This is a genomic window from Lentilactobacillus kisonensis DSM 19906 = JCM 15041 (genome assembly GCF_001434135.1).
GTDB classification, from domain to species: Bacteria; Bacillota; Bacilli; order Lactobacillales; family Lactobacillaceae; genus Lentilactobacillus; species Lentilactobacillus kisonensis.
Genome location: NZ_AZEB01000020.1, coordinates 19,506 through 35,965 on the forward strand (window position 1 = coordinate 19,506; position 16,460 = coordinate 35,965).

A 16,460-nucleotide genomic window follows, 5' to 3' on the forward strand; every position below is an offset into this window, starting at 1 on the left:
CAAAACCAGGAATTTCTGGTCGAGGAGACTTATATTCCAGTTTCTAACCGCTTTGCTCCGCTCACTTATTTTCAGAAAGGAATTCATATGATCAGAAAGCTCTATGCACTTAGTAAGTTTGAAACGCGGATCGTCCTGAGTGATAAGGCGATATTTTTGTTTACCCTCATATTTCCAACTGTTTACTTTCTATTTATTGCCTTGACGAGAGGTGTTAACGCGTCAGGCCAGGCCTTTTACAGCGTTATTCCAGGTTTTTGGACGTACATGGTTTTGGTGGGGGTTGTCAATCAGATTACGTCAGCAATTGTTACAATGCGGGAGAATAACTTCTTAAAAATGTTTACGTTCATCGCTGGGGATAAACGATTAATTTATTATGCAAATTTAATTCCGCAAGTCGTCATTATTCAAGCTGAAATTTTAATTTTTGACGTGGTGGCGGCAGTTATCTACCATGCGAATCCAGCGGTTTTAAAGTTCATGGCAGCTGCCTGGCTAGCCAACTTTATCATTATTCCGGTTGTCTCGTTCTTCACTAGCCTAATCCTAATTATTCCAGTTAAGGTTCAAACAATGGGGGCATTGATGACTGGTTATATCTTTCTAGGGCTAGCATTGGCCTATGTTCAAACAAGTTCAATGACTATCAAGACATTATTGACGGCTATCAACCCAGGCAACTTTATCATTAATATGTATTTACTACTGATTCCCGGTAATGGTCGGCTTGACAACTTAGTGATGCTAGTTGTGGTTGCGATTGTTTATTTGGCTGTCAGCAATATTGTCATTTCGCGAATGAGCCTGAATTCAGCAACTACTCGCGCCTAGAAGGAGAAGTTATGATGGAAATCACTAATTTTAATTATGCCTTACCGGATGGCCGGCAACTTTACGATAATCTAAGCGCAACCTTTGTGGATGATAAGGTTAATGTCTTATTGGGGCCAAACGGGGTGGGAAAAACAACGTTATTAGATTTCATTTCCACCGTTAATTTACGTCCTGATGAGAACTTCCTTGGGTTCCCAGCCTTCAAGCAAATTGCATATCAATTACAGGGAGTGCCATTTATTCCAGAAGCAACTGTGGCTGACACATTTAAAATGGTAATGGCAATCGAAAACCCAAAGAATCAGTTTGCGATTGACAATCTGCCCGATGGGTTGGTAAAAGTTGCGAACACTAAGTTTGGTCAATTGTCTGGTGGGCAAAAACGGTTAGTGATCATTGATATTATTTCCCAACTGAATCGCGAACTATATTTGTTTGATGAACCAGAAAGTGGCTTGGACCCTCAAATGGCAAGTCAGGCAATTGCAAGGATTCATGACCTCAATCAAAAGGGGAAGAAGGTCATTATGACCTCGCATCAATTTCAAAATATTAATAATGATGATTACAACCTGCTATTCATGGCAGAAGGTAAAATTCGGTTTAACGGCACGCCAACGGACTTCCTCCATGCAAAGGGAACGGACAATCTCGTGGATGCCTATATTAAACAAGCGGGCATGATGGGGTGACTTCTGATATTTCTTGCTGACCTGGCAATAGAATCTGATAGAATAGGAATGAGGAATGGAGTGGAACACAAGTTGATTTCGCCTTATTTCTCAACACTATTTTGAAGGAGTGTTACCGTGTTAGCTAATCTTAAGCTGCATCGTTTTACATACATAGTTTTACTTATCTGGGCCATTCTCATTATTGCTTTTTGTGTCACAACTTATAAAATGCAGCCACTGACGGTTATTTTCATGAAAAATGATAGTCGAATCCTGCAGGGGTTATTGCGAGGCAGTTTGTTACTAGTGGTATACATTGCCTTCTCGATGATTCCGCTTCGTTTTGCGATTTTAATTCCTAATTTAGCCTATTTTGGATTGCTCATTGGTTATATTTGGCAACTGGTTTTCGTTGCTTTAGGTAGTAGCGTTGCTGGGATCGGTGCCGATATTGCTTTTGTTTTGGTATACGCATTACTAGTGTACTGCGCGACCGTGACCGCTTTTCAAATTATTGAGCGGGTCAAATCACACCATCGAGCCTATTATTTTCATAATTGGCTAGTGACGACCAAAAAAGTTGTCCGGGCTCATTGGCTACCCTTAGTTGTCCTAGTTTGTGGTTATGCGTTTTTATGGGCAACGGTTAGTCCACGTTAGCTAACTGGCCAAAAAGAAGTCACCAGGGGGGCGATTACCCCGGTTTCTGTAGCGCGTCAAAATAGTTAACCATGGGGGATTATAATGAAAAGATTTGTCATTATCGCAGTTGCGGCATTGAGTGTGTTGGCTGCTGGATGCAGTTCAAAAAAGGCCACTAGCAAGCCGGCCGCGGATCGAATTGCCCAGACGGCTGCCAGGAAGGTTAAAACCATTAATAGTGGTCATACACGCCTGGTGATTAAAACAATCTCAACCGGGAAAGTAACGACTGGCCTCATTGCCGGTAAATTTCATTTAGGCCCAACAATGATGAAAGTGACCGTGGGCAATGGCGGTAAATTAGTCGATCATTATTATTTTGACAAGAACGAAATGTACATGAAATCTGAAAACACCTGGTACAAGGGTAAGGTTGACGAGAAGAGTGAATTGGTCAAACAAATAAAGCGTCAATTGACAGGCTCTGCCAATGCTCAAGTATTGACGAATTTAAAGCAAGATCTGAAATTAAAAGAAAACGACAAAACGGATACCCTTTCATTTAAGGGGGTTAATCCGGTCGGGGTAAAGGCTGCTAAGCAAGTGATTCTTTCCGAAGCGGGCAGGCAAGCCCAAAAGACGCTCAAGGATGTTCGAATTACTCACTTTGAGTATCGATATACGTTGGATAAAAAGACGTTTTTGCCAACCAAGACGTTTATCTCGATGAAATATCGAAATACGCGGACGAAAAAAGCCGTTACCGAAAAAGTAACGGGAACCTTCACAGATATTAACCATGTTCAAAAGTTTGGTGTCCCGGCCTCAGTCCGGCAAAATATCCAGAACTTTTAATGCCGACAATTAACAAAGTTTAATTCAAATCTAATCAGGCTGGAATCCTAACAAGCTATACTATTCTTAAAACACATAGTTATAGGGGATAGCGCCATGACAATCGATCAATCATTAATTACAAGGCATCCACAAATCAAACAGCTCATTTCACGAACACCAATCTTTTGGCAAAACCCGGATTACGGGCAATCAGCCAACCTGCCGTTCAGCAAGGCGGATATTTTTGATGCGGTGGCCCGCTGGGAAAGGTTTGCGCCATACCTAGCACTTGCATTCCCGGAAACTGCTAAAATGCACGGTGTCATTGAATCGCCGCTCATTGAACTAGATCAGATGAAACAACGGTGGAACGAAGATCATCTTAATAAGTTGGCCGGTCAATTGTATTTGAAAGCTGATAATCAACTCCCGATTTCTGGATCCATCAAATCCCGGGGTGGCATTTATGAGGTTCTTAAGTTTGCCGAAAAGGTGGCCATGGACCATACTGACCTTGCCTATATGGATAACTACGCCGTTTTAGCATCTGATCGGTATAAAAAGTTGTTTGCCAACTATGGGATTGCCGTTGCATCGACAGGTAACCTGGCGTTAAGTGTCGGCATTGTAGCGGCCACCTTTGGTTTTAAGACCACGGTCTATATGTCACACGACGCTAAGCAATGGAAAAAGGACGAATTGCGGGCAAATGGCGTGACGGTCATGGAATACGATACGAATTTTTCAGCGGTTGTTTCGATTGCCCGAGCAGCGGCCAAGCAGGATCCCAAAGTTCATTTTATTGATGACGAAGGCTCCATTGACTTGTTCTTGGGTTATGCGGTCGCTGGGGTTCGGCTACAGGAACAGCTGAAACAGCACCACATTAAGGTCGACCGTGACCATCCAGTTGTGGTCTATTTGCCGGCTGGAGTTGGTGGTAGCCCAAGTGGGGTTACATTTGGGTTAAAGGAAATTATTGGTCCGTATATTCACGCGGTATTTTGTGAGCCAACCCATGTGCCGTCGGTGACGTTAGGGATGATGACTGGGTTAAATGAGAAAATTTCCGTTTATGATATTGGCTTGGATGGGTTGACTGCCGCAGATGGCTTAGCAGTTGGTAGGCCATCCCGTTTGGCAGGAAAGGTGATGCGGACTTTGCTGCTTGGCAGTGTCACCTTTGAGGATAACGTTATTTACCGCTACCTCACGCAATTAATGGATACGCAACAAATTACCGTGGAGCCTTCCGCAGCAGCTGGATTTACGGCAATCGAACCGTTAATTGATCACGTCCCCGCATTTAATTCCCAGAATGCGACTCACATTGTTTGGGCAACCGGTGGTGATATGATGCCTACAGATGAGCAAAAGGCTGATTATTTGAAAGGCCAGGCACTTCTAAATAAATAAAGGAAATCAATTAAGGAATCGGCTGGATAAACAAAATTAGCTGGTTTCTTTTTTTGTTTTCACTTCTTTGTGTCGTTCTTTGTCAGTAGGTAGTAGGTGCCAAAGCCTCCGATCAGTGCCGCGATGATGCAGAGGGGAATCATAATCCATAGGAACAATGATTTTGGTAGCAGGGGTTTTGTTAACCACTCATCAACAACGGGAAGTCGGGTGCCGATGCCTAAAAGGGCGTAAATGCCGATAACGGCGTAGATAATTGTTGCTGGGAGGTCATGATGAAAGACTTTGATATAAAGGTATGTGGCGAAGATAAACAGAGCGGCAATCACGCTAATGCCAATCCAGCCATTTAGATGAAGGACAACTGGTGTTTTGATAAATATTCCACCAATGCTAATGATTATAAAAGCGACCATGCCAATGCCGTAACCAAGTATCTTGAAGGCCCGTCTCTCTTGATAAATACTTTGGTTAATAAGCCGGAGAACAAGAAGCGCAAACGCTAATCCTAATATTGCCATGATTGCTAAATTACCCAAATCAAGGCCAGCTACCGGTGAAATTAGTGCGGGGATTGCAAAAACGAGCACGTAACAGGCGATTATTGCGAGACCAAATTTAAGGCTTTCAGCAAAGCTTCGTGGCAAGGACTTTAGAATGGCATCTGCGGACGTTTTTGGATCATGACCAAAATAGTTGCGGGCACTTTGACCATTTGATTGAGCATCAATGATATCTGTGAGGATGTCAAAAAGGATCTGTTCAATGTCACTTTCACGTTTGAAGGTTGATTTACTGCGAATATATACCATGAGATCTTCGTAATATTTCTTGTTTTCCGATGTTAATTCTTCTCTTAGCTGATTGTTTCTAGTGATGAGAGTTGCTGAATTCATGATTACTCACTTCCTTTATGGATTAGGTTATTGACGCCTGCTGAAAGGGTTGCCCATTGGTCGATGAACCGATCCTTTTCTGTTTTCCCTGCGTCAGTTAGGTAGTAATATTTTCGCTGGGGGCCTTCGTTGGATGGTTGGCGTTTTCCCCAAATAAGCCCCTTTTTTTCCATACTAATCAGCAGCGGATAAATGGTGCCCTTGGGGATGTCCGCAAAGCCAGATTTTGAAAGTTCTTGGCTAATTGAATAACCGTAAAATGGCTTTTCGTTAATTAAAATCAGAAGGCACCCTTGTAAGATCCCTTTTAGCATTTGGCTTGATGGATCAGTTTGTGCCAAGTAATCACTTCCCACTAGTTTGTAATGCATATTAGCAGGTTATCTTATTTTTAGTAGTTTGTAAAGCAAGATAGTCAATTAACAAAAAATCAGTTCAATTTACGAACTGATTTCTTAGCTTGGTACCCTTGAATCTTAAAGATGAACCCGAAAAGTTCGTTGCATCACGATCAAAATGCCAATAATAACAAGTCCAATTGATCCAAACGCCACTGAGAAGCCGCTACGCTGGACCAACCAGCCCATAATCGGGAACATGCCAATCATCACAAATGAGAATAGGATGCTGGCAACGCTTAATAACGTTGCCCGTTGCTCAGAGGCGATCATGGTGTTGTAGTAGTTGCTAAAAATTGGCGTGATGAGTGATCCCAACAACTGTGAGGCTAGGAATAGGGCAATTAGCAGCGGTGTCCAGGTTATCCAGCTCAAAATGAGGACAATTGCCAAACTGCAGCTCAATAGTAAAATTAAGGCTTGTTTTGAAAATTGCCTTTGGATTCGTGGTGTCAACCGGATGCCAATAATATTAATCAAGGCGGACAGAACCATTAAAGCTGAGATCATCCACCCAGAAAAATGAGTGGTTTCCATAAATGATTGAAAATAATAAAAATAGGTTGTACAAACGCCGGCAAAAAAGGCATCGAACAGCATTAAATTTCGTAGCTGCTGGTTTCGTTTAAATACTTGATAGGCCGTTTTCACGATAACGCTAATAGTTTGCTTATCGATTGGGTTAGTTGATTTACCAACTTGAGGTTCTTTGAAGAGCAACACGGTGATAATACCAAAAATACTAGTAAAAATCGCAATCACGTAAGTTAATTCAAAATGCCAGTGGACGAGAAACCCAGCGATGACAACCCCACCCGTTTGGGCAAATTCAATGACAACATCGATATTGCTGGTAACTTGGGGGTATTTGGCGGTTAGCTTATCCGTGATTAGCGAATCATACAGTAGCGCGTCGATCGTACCAGATTGTAAATTATATGACAATGCGCTTAAGACGAACCCCAATGCAAACAGCCAAAAATGATGACTGAGTAAAATAATCAAGGCAGATGCAATCGCTGCTACGCGACCCCAGAAAAGGCCAAAACGATACGAGAAACGATCGGCAATAATGCCTGAAGGAACTTCGAAGATAAAGCTAGCTACGTGAAAAATACTTTCGCATAGCCCGACTTCGACTAGGTTTAAGCCCTTGGTTTGCAGGTACATGACCCATAGGCCTGTAATCCCAAACCATGATAAAAAGCTGTACGTGTAACCTTTGGCAATGTTTGCCGGATATTTAGTTTTCATTTAAATGCACTCCAGTTCAGATGATGACTTAGAAAAATAGCAACTGAAGTGCACGAAGCTCTGTGATGCTATGTTGCAGTCCTATCCAGGCAAGCAAAAGATCATCTCATTTATAATTAGTCACTATTGATAGCTTATCATCTAATCGAATTCACATCAAAATAAAATAAAGCTATCATAACAAATCACCTTTTATGCCTTGTATCTGTGGCTAAAATTGATATACTAAAACTTGTTTTTGATGAGAAAAAACAATCAATATGTGTAAGTTATTAATCTATCCCAGTTAATGCGGTACAATTATTCGTAACGGGTCTTAGTGAAGGAGTGATACTATCTTTGATTCAAAAGTACTGGTTGCCGAGGACCTTTCGGCGGTTGGACGGATGTCAATGACCGCTGCCCTTGCGACCTTTGCGGCGTTCGGAATTCAAACGGCTGCCGTACCAACCAAAATTTTATCAACTCAAAGTGAAGGATTTGGCCAACCCGCTGGACTTGATGTGACTAATTGGATGGATCAGGCTTTTACTCATTGGCAACAAATTTCTGATTTGAATATTAGTTCTGCAGTTGTCGGTTACGTTGGGGATTCTAAAACATGCCGTCAGTTAGGAAATCAATTGGCCAATTTAAAGTTGAAACGGGTGTTAATCGATCCAGTAATGGGGGATCGGGGGAAAATGTACGCTGGCTTTGATAATGATTATCTTGATTCAATCAAACAGCTTGTCAAGTTTGCGACCGTCATCACCCCTAACGTGACCGAACTAGGCCTGTTAAGTCATGTAACGGTAACGGAACATTCTGACGACGCCCAACTTATTAAGGCAATTCGAGCTTGCAAGCTTACCGCCACGATTATTGTGACGGGCATTAAGCGTGATGGTGCCATTGGTAGCTGCTTTCTAAGTGATGGTAAGCTTATTTGGATTAGTTCCCCGCTGATTCCCGGTCACTTTTATGGAACGGGGGATTTGTTTGCGGCCTTATTATGCGGTTATTTAGCCTTTGAAATGAACTTTGAGGCGGCGGTTAAACGGGCGGTTTTTGGTACCTATGAGGCGGTCGTGCAAACAAATCAATTACCAGAGAATGAACGGAAGTACGGGTTAGACTTAACCAAGACCCTATATAACGTTGCTAGATTTACCCTCGGTCAAAACCGGGAAGAAGTTTGATTAGTTACTAAAATGGGTCATTATGAGAAATAATAGATTGGAGAATCAGTATATGGATCGAAAAAGTGTAGGTGGCAAGGTCAGTACGGATGTTTTTAAAGTGGTACTAACGGCGATGTTTATTGCGGTAACGGTGGCGATTAGCCGGTTCTTTATCATTCCGGTGCCGATGACTCACGGCAACGTTAATCTATGTGACGCGGGAATCTTTATTAGTGCGTTGCTATTGGGACCAAGGGTCGGTGGTGTCGTTGGTGGCGCCAGCGGATTCTTGCTGGATTTGATTTCAGGTTATGGTCAATATATGTGGTTCTCACTCATTGTCCATGGCGCTGAAGGCTTGGTTGTTGGCTCAATTGCTGGGAGAAAAGCCGATAAAAAGTGGACAAAATTAATTGCGGTAACTGTGGGAATTGTCATTATGGTCATCGGCTACTTTGTCGCTGATTCCATTTTGTATACCATGTACGCGGGCTTTATCGGGATTGGGACTAACCTCATTCAGGGATTGGTCGGCGCGGTGATTGCCTACTTAGTAACCCCTAAATTGAAGAAAAGAATTTAATCATAATCACTCAGAAAGGCTGATTTAAGTGCAAAATCCAGATAATACATTGGGCAGTAAGGACTTTACCCAATTACATAAAGACTTTAAGAATACACCAAAGAGCGATTTGTTAACCCGAATTGTGGCTCAAAACGGGATTAATCAAGCGGCTCAGGATCCAGATGCGGCAGTTCGGTTGGATCCCGTCTTTTCGGTTGACCTCCAAACTGGTACGGTCACGAATCAAAAACAGAGTGGGCGCTGCTGGTTGTTTTCTTTGGTGAACACGTTACGGCATGCGTTTGCTAAAAAGTACAAGGTGAAAGACTTCAACCTATCCCAAAAGTATTTATTCTTCTGGGATAAAATTGAAGAAGCTAATATTTTCTACGACCATATCTTAGCAACCGCAACCCGGCCAGCTGATGACCGGGAAGTCGCATTTTATCTCAGCCTTCCTGGCGGTGATGGCGGTCAATGGGCGATGGCAGCTGCTCTGGTTCAAAAGTATGGTGTTATGCCAGCTAGTCAGTATCCAGAAACTAGTAACGTTGAAAATACCGGGGCATTTGATACGGTGATGAGCCGGAAGTTGCGAATTGATGGCATGAAACTACGGGATATGGTTAATGCTAAGAAGACCGACAAAGAGATTGCAGCCGCTCGTAAGCAAATGCTAAGTGAGGTTTACCGAATCACGGCCTATTCATTTGGGGAGCCGCCAACAACGGTTAACTTTGAATATCGTGATGATGATAAGAATTATCATCAAGTTTCGGGTTTAACTCCTCAGAAATTTTATGATCAGTATTTTGGCGTTGACCTGGACGATTACGTGGTTGCCACAAATTCGCCGGATAAGGCGTTAAACAAACTGTATTCAATGCCAAGTGAAGATAACGTGGTTGGTGGTAGGCACATTGAATTTTTGAATCTCCCAATGATGACGCTGAAAAAGGCCGCCATTGCACAATTGCAAGCCGGTGAAACGGTTTGGTTTGGTAATGACGTGTTAGAGCAGATGGATCGCAAAAAAGGGTATTTGGACAGTCATTTGTACCGCTACTCTGAGTTATTTGATGCTGACTTGGAAATGGATAAGGCTAAACGCTTGGCCTACCATCAGGCAATGGTATCACACGCCATGACGTTAGCTGGTGTCGACTTAGTAGCTGGGAAGCCAACCAAGTGGAAGGTGGAAAATTCCTGGGGTGATAAGAATGGCGTCAAAGGGTACTTTACGATGAGTGACGACTGGATGGATGACTATGTTTATGAGGTTGTTGTTCATAAGAAGTATTTGAGTAAAGCGCAACAAGAATTGTTGAAGCAAGCGCCCATTGAGCTGCCGGCTTGGGATTCATTGGCGTAGAGTGTGGAACCAAGCGGTTAGAGACTGGAGCCTAATCCCTCCCCGCCAGAAATCCCGGTTTTGGATTTTTGGTGGGGAGGGATTAGGTGCAAGTCTCTGCTTGGTGTAGCACGTTTTCGCTATGTTGCTACGGCATTCCCACAACACGGTGTTTACGCGCAGTTCCTGTTTTGCGCCAAGCAGGCTAGGCGTTCTGCGGCCGTTGGAGCGTTCCTAATCTATGTAAGCATAAAACGACATTCAAACGGTTTCCGTATTGAGCCGTTGTTACTTATAGAGAAAAGAGAATTAACCATACTAACAAAACAGTATTCAAATCAGACACTACCCGGACGCACCAGTCATCCCGAGTAGTGTCTTTAGTATTTTCTGGTTCAACTAATGATTAACTAACACATTATTGTGCAGTTGCACTGAGGTAGATTGATGCAATTGTAATCGGTTTCGCATATGGGTAAACTGAATTCGTGAGACTAAATTTATTGCTGAAGAGGGAAAATCATTATGCAAAAATCATTTGATAACGTCAAACTTCATTCAATTTCGAAGGAAGCCCAGACAAAGATGCAGGATAAGCTGGATAATTTGTCAAAGCCAATTAAAGGACTTGGACAGCTAGAATATTTAGCCGATAAGCTGGCCGGGATTGAAGGGACTACTGATTTAAAGATCGCTAAACGGACTTGCTTGGTTTACGTAGCGGATCACGGGATTGTTACCGAAGCGGTATCAGCAACTTCAGAACCGATTTCAAACGTCTTGTCAGAAAACGTTGCGGAAGGCCATGCTTGTGTGAATGCCTTAGCAATGCGGAACAATTGTGACGTCAAAGTGATTGATGTCGGCTTAGCTGGCGATTACAAAACAACCAAAATGGCTAACGAAAAGATTCAACGGGGAACTAAGAATATGCTGACAAGTGATGCCATGACCAGAGAAGACGCCGTCAAGTCAATCCAGATTGGCTATGATACCGCTAAGCAAGCGATTGCTGACGGCAACGAAATGCTGTTGCTAGGCGAAGTTGGCCTTGGTAATACCAGTGCGTCATCGGCAATTGTTGCGACAATGCTGTCTCTGACAGTTGATGAGGTCGTTGATAAAGGATCGGATATTTCCGTTAAGCAGTTTGAACACAAAAAGCAAGTTATTAAGGATATCTTGGCGGCTCGCAAGCCTGATCAATCAGACGCACTGGGTGTTTTGAGCAAGGTTGGTGGGTTTGAAATTGGGGCTACCATTGGGACAATGATTGCCGGTGCTGAGACCGGTGTGCCAGTTGTAATGGACGGGTTTATCTCAGATGCTGCCGCGGTTTTGGCAAAGGCCATCTACCCGGAGATTGCTGACCATCTGATTGCATCGCATCTATCTGGTGAAAAGGGTGCTCAACGGGTTCTCGATTACCTGGGATTAAAACCATTATTGCAACTTGGAATGGCAGTTGGCGAGGGTTCTGGTGCAGTGGTTGCCTTAGCATTAATTGACGACATTCAATCCGTTTTGGTTAATATGAACACACTACAGGATTTGAATTTTGAGTATGAGAATTAACCAGTCATGATTCTGCTTATTTAAGCGAATTATTAATAAAATTATGTGATAAAAGCATCACTTTCAACTCATTGATTTAAGTGAGCTAACAGTGATGCTTTTTTGAGTTATACAGGAGGTCCTAGTTCCAAGAAAAACGTTGAATAACATTTAAGACGAGTGAGGCAACTACTGTGGCCAAAATGGTAATTCCAATTGAGGAGAATGAAATAATTGCAATTCCCCACCCGAAAGTTGAAGCTAGGATAGCAATCGCAAGGTTGGCCGAAGTTGCGGTAAGAACCGCGCTGCTGGGCCGTCCCAACCAGAATAATTTGGTCGTTCGGGTCATTAGGATTGTTAACATGGCGCTTGCGATTAGAAAGAGGAATAAAATTGAACTGATTTTACTTGCTGGCAGATGCTGAACGAGCATTACCAAGATCGCGAGCGCCACAACGGTCCAGCCAATTGTCAAAACGCTGGCTTGGTTAATTATCTTCTTGAAGCCCCACTTTTCTGGATGATACGTAATTTGGGTATTATCAGTCCCCAGTACCATTGTTACAAGGTCGTTCAAAATAGCAATTAAGACTAGTGCATTCAGTGAAAGGGGGATGAACCTAAAGAACAAATAGCCAAGGGTTAACAGGATGGTTAATTCAGCGGTCCTGACAAGCTTAGTGATGGTCCAAGTCATCATTCGTTGATAAACACGGTGCCCGCTATCAATGATATTGGTGATTGATAGGAGGCTGTCTTTCATTAAAATTAGCTTAGCTGCCTGCTTTGCAATATCAGTTGCGTTGGCGGTTGCAATGCCAATGTTTGCTAGCTTCAAGGCTGGTGCATCGTTGATACCATCGCCAATCATCCCAACGGTAAAGCCGAGCTCCTGGCACTTTTTAACAGCGGCTAACTTGTTTTCAGGTAGTACCTCAGAAATTGCTGTGATACCGTCGATGGACTTTAAATGATCAAGTTCTTTACCAGTAATGACCTTACCGCTCAAACCAGTTTGTTGGATAATTTGTTCGGTTGATTGATGGTAATCACCTGTTAAGATCATTATTCTAACTCCTCGGCGCTTAAGCTTCTCAAGCGTGGATAGCGCATCCGGGCGAAGCTGGCTGCCTAAGATATAAAACCCAAGGAGCTGATTGTCTAAGCTTAGAGCTACCGTGTGGCCTTGAATATCGGTATCATTAACTTCTTGCCCACTCTTTTTTGCTAGGATTTTTAGCGATCCTAATCTAACCCGTTTCTTTTCATGATTAACGTTAATTGTTGCGGCAGAGTAGCCGATATTCGGATTGAATGCCTGGTAGGACTTAATTGCTAGGTGGCTGGTATTTGGACCAATAAAATTTAGTAGGGCTGTATCTGTTTGGCTGGGTTGACGTGTATCCATTGCCGCTAGCGCCAACTGGTTAATTTCAGATTGGCTGTAATTACTAAAGCTATGAAATTCTTTAACCGATGTCGGAGCGGTTGTGATCGTCCCGGTCTTATCCATTAGCAGCAAGTTCATATTGGCTGCCTCCTGAATACCAGTTAAGTCCCTAACTAATATTGATTGATTGCTTAGAACATTTGCCTCAATTGAATTTGCCACCGAGAAACTTGATGGCATTGCAATTGGAATGGTCGCAATGACTAGCATTGCCAAGAATGGCATGAGTGAAACGATGTTTTCATGTCGAAGTAGGGCAAAAAGCAGTAGGATCACAATTAGACAGGCGTCGAGAATCGCTAAATATTTGATGACCCTGCCCAATAAAACTTGAAGTTGACCAGGCGCTTTAGCTTCTAGAGTTAGTTGGGAAGTTTTTCCCGCCCGGCTCCTCAAACCGGTTTGACTAACGGTTGCCAGGCAGTTTCCGCCGAGAACTTCTGTTCCTGAAAAAGCATTGGAGCCAGCCGCTCGGGTGACCGGTGTAGCTTCGCCGGTGATACTACTCTCATTGACGTAAATAGATTTGTTTAATACTTTGACGTCGGCCGGAATAATATTTCCGGGTTTTAAACTAATTAAGTCGCCGGGGACAAGCTCTCTTGAAGGAATCCTCAACCAATGATTATCCCGTTTAACTGATATAAATAGGGTCAAGTTATCTGATAGTAGGTTGAGAACGTGATTGGATCGGTACTCTTGAATTGCACCGTTGACGGCGGCAAAGAGTAACATTAACACAATGAAAACCGCTTGGATTTCTTTCCCAAGAATTAATTCAAGCAACAGGGCAAGCTCTAAAATCCATGCCGTGGGTTCCCAGAGCCGATTGAGAACGGCCTTGTAAAAGCTAAAGTGGTATTTGGGGATTTCGTTATAACCCTCAGATTGAAGCCGACTTTTAACGGTTTTACTTGAAAGGCCAGCTGCTGATTGTTCCATTATTTTCACCTCAAAAAATAAAATGACGTCTACCGTAGTAAAAGCTCACTACAGTAGACGTCATCAAATTAGAATTAATTATTACGCGAACGTCATCGCGTTTTGCTATGAATATATGCATAGCTTAGCATACTTTAGTTATTTAGCAAAGGTGGTGTTTTTTGGAAGTAAGTTTCCAACCGCTTTGCACCGCTCACTATTTGGATAATGATAATGTACTTTCCTGAACTTTCAGGCTACTATAATGGTGGTAACGGTTCCATTTAAAATGTTTGAAAGAAGGCTAGTCTATGTTCTTTATTGATACGTCTAGAAATGGTAAGCCAGTTTACGATCCGATTGTGAATCAATCGTTAGATAATTACTTAGTGAATGATTTAAAGCTACCTGGTCATGGGTTGATAATGTATGTTAACCAACCAGCGGTTATTATTGGGGTTAATCAAAACGCTTATGCCGAAGTTAATCTGCCATATTTAAAAGCAAATCATATCAAACTCGTTAGAAGAACATCCGGTGGTGGTGCAGTTTATCATGATTTTGGAAATATCATCTTTGAAAATATTGTGATTAATGACGATGAGCATTTTGGTGATTTTAATTACTTTGCCCAACCGATTATTAATGCGCTTCATGATATGGGCGCTACGGATGCCCAGATGCGTGGGCGCAATGATATGGTGATTGGTGATCAGAAGTTTTCCGGCATGACCATGTTTAAAGTCGGCAAATCATATGCGGCTGGTGGCACGTTGATGTTTGATTTGGATATGGACGTTGCAACTAACGTGTTGACGCCAGAAAAGGATAAGCTGGCATCAAAGGGTGTCAAATCCGTCCACAGCAGGGTAACGAATGTTAAGCCGTTTTTAAAACCAACGTACCAAAAGCTGGATACTGAGGGCTTTAAAGAGCAGCTACTACTAAGGCTGTTCAACGTTAAGTCAATGGCCGATATCGAAACTTATCACTTAAACGACCACGACTGGTCAATTATTGATGAACGGTTGCAAGGAAAGTATGATACCGATGAATGGAATTACGGTAAGAATCCTGGCTTTGATTACTATGTTTCTAAGCATTACGATATTGGGACGGTAAGTTTCAATTTCTCACTGAAGGGTAACAAAATTTCTGATATCAAGCTGTACGGTGATTTCATTACTGGTGGCAACGTTGATGTGATTGAAAAAGCGCTGGCTGGTGTTACATTTGAGCGAAAAGACCTGGTCCACGCGTTAAGTCAAGTGGATATTAAAGGTAATCTAGGTGACATCTCACCTGAAACATTGGCAGATCTATTATTAGAAAAAACGCGAGTAACTAAATAGAAGCTGATAAAAACACCTTGATTCCAGAAAGTAGTGGGATCAAGGTGTTTTAGTTAGTAGTTAAAAAATTTTGAAGAATGGGCGAAACGGATCAGAGATACCTTATTTCGCTCACTTAGGTGTCACAAGGACCTGTTTGGCCGGATCATCATCCAGATTCCGGACAACTTGATAACCGGTAACTTTTAAGTTAGCCGCCTTATACGTTCCGGCAACTTCACTCTTAACGGAAACGGTTTGATCCATTGGAATGTCCGATAGCTTACCCTTCATATAAATGACTGGTTGGCTATCAGAATCATTCTTAAAGGAGTAGGTCAAAGTTCCTTGCTTATTTAAATCATTAGCCTTTTTGGCTTCATTATAGGTCTTATACATTTTATTGACACTGTAGATGGTGACCGTATTAGCTTGCTTATCAAATTTGTAGGCGTCGATGCCGGATTTGCTCTTGTAATTAATTGAACCATTCATGTACCAAAGATTGTCGTTAGAGACTAATGCCTCTTTAGCAGGTTTATCCTTAACGGGATTTTGCATGCTGGCTTTACTACTATCGTTATCAGCAGATCCCTTTTTGGAAGCATTCCCGCAACCGGCAAGAAATAAGCTAAGGGTGGCAACTAGTGCTAAAATAGTGGCTAATGATCTGTTTTTTTTCATATTCGTAATCACCTCATATGATGAAATTATCACACAATACTTGCAAAATCTAGTGGTTTGGCTGAATATTAACAAAAGATAAAATAAGTGAGCGGAGCAGAGTGCGGAACCAAGCGGTTAGAAAGCGGAGCCTAAGTTAGGCCGTTCAGAAATCCTGGGCTTGGATTTTTGAACGGAGTGGCTTAGGTGCAGCTTTCTGCTTGGTGTAGCACGTTTCCACAATGTTGCATGATGATTGCCCTTCCCGGTTCTGGGATTTTTGTCGGAGGTGCTTATGTGGAAGCTTCTGCTTTGTGGAGCGGTCCTAAAGTGAGTGAGCGGATCCAGGTGCTTATATGGAAGCTTCTGCCTGGAGGAGCGGTCCTACTCCATGAAGCCCCGGAGACTAGCTCAAGGTAAAATAGAAATAAGCTCCCAATTCTAGGAATTTTGTTAGTGGTGCTTATGCGCAGATCCCTATTCTTTTAAGTAATCCTACGCCAGC

General features: G+C 42.6%; 15 protein-coding genes and 1 riboswitch. Of the genes, 10 read left to right on the plus strand and 5 right to left on the minus strand.

All coding sequences use genetic code 11. From position 1 onward, the window contains the following. Window positions 1-87 precede the first annotated feature (87 nt). The 5 genes from FC98_RS09895 (at window position 88) to FC98_RS09915 (ending at window position 4,406) form a co-directional block, all read left to right on the plus strand. Entirely contained in the window at window positions 88-834 is a 747-nt protein-coding gene (locus tag FC98_RS09895; protein WP_054655386.1) for a hypothetical protein, read from the plus strand. Between the two features lie 11 nt (window positions 835-845). Then, window positions 846-1,529 carry an AAA family ATPase gene (locus FC98_RS09900; RefSeq protein WP_008857335.1) on the plus strand — a complete coding sequence of 228 codons (684 nt, stop codon included), beginning with the start codon at window positions 846-848 and terminating at the stop codon, window positions 1,527-1,529. 117 nt (window positions 1,530-1,646) lie between these two features. After that, entirely contained in the window at window positions 1,647-2,171 is a 525-nt protein-coding gene (locus tag FC98_RS09905; RefSeq protein ID WP_008857336.1) for a hypothetical protein, read from the plus strand. Between the two features lie 84 nt (window positions 2,172-2,255). Then, a complete protein-coding gene (locus tag FC98_RS09910) occupies window positions 2,256-3,008 on the plus strand; it encodes a DUF6612 family protein (RefSeq protein ID WP_054655392.1) in 753 nt (250 codons plus the stop codon). A 96-nt stretch (window positions 3,009-3,104) separates the two neighbouring features. Further along, entirely contained in the window at window positions 3,105-4,406 is a 1,302-nt protein-coding gene (locus FC98_RS09915; protein ID WP_056949507.1) for a D-serine ammonia-lyase, read from the plus strand. Between the two features lie 59 nt (window positions 4,407-4,465). Here the strand turns inward: FC98_RS09915 and FC98_RS09920 are convergent, their stop codons facing one another. The 3 genes from FC98_RS09920 to FC98_RS09930 form a co-directional block, all read right to left on the minus strand. Further along, window positions 4,466-5,302: a DUF1129 family protein gene (locus tag FC98_RS09920; RefSeq protein WP_008857340.1), complete on the minus strand. Its 837-nt coding sequence runs from the start codon at window positions 5,300-5,302 to the stop codon at window positions 4,466-4,468. Window positions 5,303-5,304: 2 nt separating this feature from the next. After that, window positions 5,305-5,673: a PadR family transcriptional regulator gene (locus FC98_RS09925; protein ID WP_008857341.1), complete on the minus strand. Its 369-nt coding sequence runs from the start codon at window positions 5,671-5,673 to the stop codon at window positions 5,305-5,307. Window positions 5,674-5,778: 105 nt separating this feature from the next. Continuing rightward, on the minus strand, window positions 5,779-6,954 hold the full coding sequence (locus tag FC98_RS09930) for an MFS transporter (protein WP_056949508.1): 1,176 nt from the start codon (window positions 6,952-6,954) through the stop codon (window positions 5,779-5,781). 392 nt (window positions 6,955-7,346) lie between these two features. Between FC98_RS09930 and FC98_RS09935 the strand changes: the two genes are divergently transcribed. The 4 genes from FC98_RS09935 (at window position 7,347) to cobT (ending at window position 11,608) form a co-directional block, all read left to right on the plus strand. After that, the gene (locus FC98_RS09935) at window positions 7,347-8,135 is read left to right on the plus strand and encodes a bifunctional hydroxymethylpyrimidine kinase/phosphomethylpyrimidine kinase (RefSeq protein WP_235803614.1); all 789 of its coding nucleotides are present in this window, start codon (window positions 7,347-7,349) and stop codon (window positions 8,133-8,135) included. A 52-nt stretch (window positions 8,136-8,187) separates the two neighbouring features. Then, complete coding sequence (locus FC98_RS09940) at window positions 8,188-8,700, plus strand: ECF transporter S component (protein ID WP_054655401.1); 513 nt, start codon at window positions 8,188-8,190, stop codon at window positions 8,698-8,700. Between the two features lie 28 nt (window positions 8,701-8,728). Further along, complete coding sequence (locus FC98_RS09945; protein ID WP_056949509.1) at window positions 8,729-10,054, plus strand: C1 family peptidase; 1,326 nt, start codon at window positions 8,729-8,731, stop codon at window positions 10,052-10,054. A 504-nt stretch (window positions 10,055-10,558) separates the two neighbouring features. Beyond that, the gene (gene cobT, locus FC98_RS09950; RefSeq protein WP_082602873.1) at window positions 10,559-11,608 is read left to right on the plus strand and encodes a nicotinate-nucleotide--dimethylbenzimidazole phosphoribosyltransferase; all 1,050 of its coding nucleotides are present in this window, start codon (window positions 10,559-10,561) and stop codon (window positions 11,606-11,608) included. 121 nt (window positions 11,609-11,729) lie between these two features. Here cobT and FC98_RS09955 read toward each other — a convergent pair whose 3' ends face one another. Next, complete coding sequence (locus tag FC98_RS09955; protein WP_056949510.1) at window positions 11,730-13,982, minus strand: HAD-IC family P-type ATPase; 2,253 nt, start codon at window positions 13,980-13,982, stop codon at window positions 11,730-11,732. Between the two features lie 47 nt (window positions 13,983-14,029). Next, window positions 14,030-14,091, minus strand: a riboswitch (Fluoride riboswitch). A gap of 181 nt (window positions 14,092-14,272) precedes the next feature. On the opposite strand from FC98_RS09955, the gene FC98_RS09960 reads away from it, so the two are divergent. After that, the gene (locus FC98_RS09960) at window positions 14,273-15,313 is read left to right on the plus strand and encodes a lipoate--protein ligase (RefSeq protein ID WP_008857350.1); all 1,041 of its coding nucleotides are present in this window, start codon (window positions 14,273-14,275) and stop codon (window positions 15,311-15,313) included. A 111-nt stretch (window positions 15,314-15,424) separates the two neighbouring features. On the opposite strand, the gene FC98_RS09965 is transcribed toward FC98_RS09960, so the two are convergent. Further along, the gene (locus FC98_RS09965) at window positions 15,425-15,976 is read right to left on the minus strand and encodes a hypothetical protein (RefSeq protein ID WP_008857351.1); all 552 of its coding nucleotides are present in this window, start codon (window positions 15,974-15,976) and stop codon (window positions 15,425-15,427) included. Between the last annotated feature and the right edge of the window lie 484 nt (window positions 15,977-16,460).

What these genes read in the sequence shown, in the direction of transcription:
- cobT (WP_082602873.1), top strand. Translation starts at nt 10,559, where the DNA reads ATGCAAAAATCATTTGATAACGTCAAACTTCATTCAATTTCGAAGGAA.
- FC98_RS09960 (WP_008857350.1), top strand. Translation starts at nt 14,273, where the DNA reads ATGTTCTTTATTGATACGTCTAGAAATGGTAAGCCAGTTTACGATCCG.
- FC98_RS09920 (WP_008857340.1), bottom strand. Translation starts at nt 5,302, where the DNA reads ATGAATTCAGCAACTCTCATCACTAGAAACAATCAGCTAAGAGAAGAA.
- FC98_RS09900 (WP_008857335.1), top strand. Translation starts at nt 846, where the DNA reads ATGATGGAAATCACTAATTTTAATTATGCCTTACCGGATGGCCGGCAA.
- FC98_RS09925 (WP_008857341.1), bottom strand. Translation starts at nt 5,673, where the DNA reads ATGCATTACAAACTAGTGGGAAGTGATTACTTGGCACAAACTGATCCA.
- FC98_RS09940 (WP_054655401.1), top strand. Translation starts at nt 8,188, where the DNA reads ATGGATCGAAAAAGTGTAGGTGGCAAGGTCAGTACGGATGTTTTTAAA.
- FC98_RS09915 (WP_056949507.1), top strand. Translation starts at nt 3,105, where the DNA reads ATGACAATCGATCAATCATTAATTACAAGGCATCCACAAATCAAACAG.
- FC98_RS09895 (WP_054655386.1), top strand. Translation starts at nt 88, where the DNA reads ATGATCAGAAAGCTCTATGCACTTAGTAAGTTTGAAACGCGGATCGTC.
- FC98_RS09930 (WP_056949508.1), bottom strand. Translation starts at nt 6,954, where the DNA reads ATGAAAACTAAATATCCGGCAAACATTGCCAAAGGTTACACGTACAGC.
- FC98_RS09910 (WP_054655392.1), top strand. Translation starts at nt 2,256, where the DNA reads ATGAAAAGATTTGTCATTATCGCAGTTGCGGCATTGAGTGTGTTGGCT.
- FC98_RS09965 (WP_008857351.1), bottom strand. Translation starts at nt 15,976, where the DNA reads ATGAAAAAAAACAGATCATTAGCCACTATTTTAGCACTAGTTGCCACC.
- FC98_RS09955 (WP_056949510.1), bottom strand. Translation starts at nt 13,982, where the DNA reads ATGGAACAATCAGCAGCTGGCCTTTCAAGTAAAACCGTTAAAAGTCGG.
- FC98_RS09935 (WP_235803614.1), top strand. Translation starts at nt 7,347, where the DNA reads ATGACCGCTGCCCTTGCGACCTTTGCGGCGTTCGGAATTCAAACGGCT.